This is a genomic window from Oleiphilus sp. HI0043, assembly GCF_001634935.1.
In genome coordinates this window covers 1-824 of sequence record NZ_LWEY01001809.1, presented here as the reverse complement: position 1 = coordinate 824, position 824 = coordinate 1, and the positions used below count along the sequence as shown (strand labels likewise).

Genomic DNA, 824 nt, shown 5'->3' with positions numbered 1-824 from the left:
GTTTTGTAGGCGATGAGCGCTGGTCACAATTCTCAAGCAAGCGCGAAGCAATCGAGAAAGAAACAGAGCGTCTAAAAACAACTTGGGTGCAACCTGGCTCAGAAGGTGGGAAGATTGCTGACAAATATTTTGATCGACCTATTTCGAGAGAATACAGCCTTCGTGACTTGCTAAAGCGTCCTGAAATCAATTATCAAAGTATTGCTGAAATAAACGGTGATCCAACAATTTCTAATGCTGTTGCTGAACAGATTGAAATACAAACCAAGTATGATGGTTATATCAGTCGTCAACAGGATGAGATTGATCGTTTAAGAAAGAATGAATTAACCAAGCTGCCAATCGATTTCAATTATGATGGAATTTCTGGTCTATCCAATGAGATTAAGCAAAAACTATTAGAGGTTAAACCAGAAACAATTGGCCAGGCATCTAGAATTCCGGGAATTACACCGGCTGCTGTGTCATTGGTACTCATATATCTGAAGAAAAAATCTTTATCTAAATCAATCAAACATGAAAGTGCCTGATTTCGGCACTTCACGTATCTTAAAAGAGAATAGACGTGATCAATGCATCGCAACGTGCCAACTTTAGTAATATTCTAAGCGACGCGGCAGAAAAAATAGGTATTACTCTAAATGAAGAGCAGAATGGCCTTTTACTCGACTATTTAGAGTTATTGATCAAATGGAATAAAGCCTACAATCTGACGGCTATTCGTGACCCGGAAGAAATGTTGATTAAACATCTGGTCGACTCGCTTAGCATTGCTCCTTATATAAAAGGTCAGGACATCGCTGATATCGGTACCGGCCCTGGAT

Annotated in this window: 1 protein-coding gene and 1 pseudogene; both read left to right on the top strand. The window is 39.6% G+C overall.

The genetic code is table 11. The features are described 5' to 3' along the window. Positions 1 to 530: pseudogene (gene gidA, locus A3729_RS27800) on the top strand (tRNA uridine-5-carboxymethylaminomethyl(34) synthesis enzyme MnmG); the annotation flags it as partial. A 35-nt stretch (positions 531 to 565) separates the two neighbouring features. Next, positions 566 to 824: RsmG family class I SAM-dependent methyltransferase (locus A3729_RS27795; protein WP_231877518.1), on the top strand; the 259-nt coding region annotated here is incomplete at its 3' end.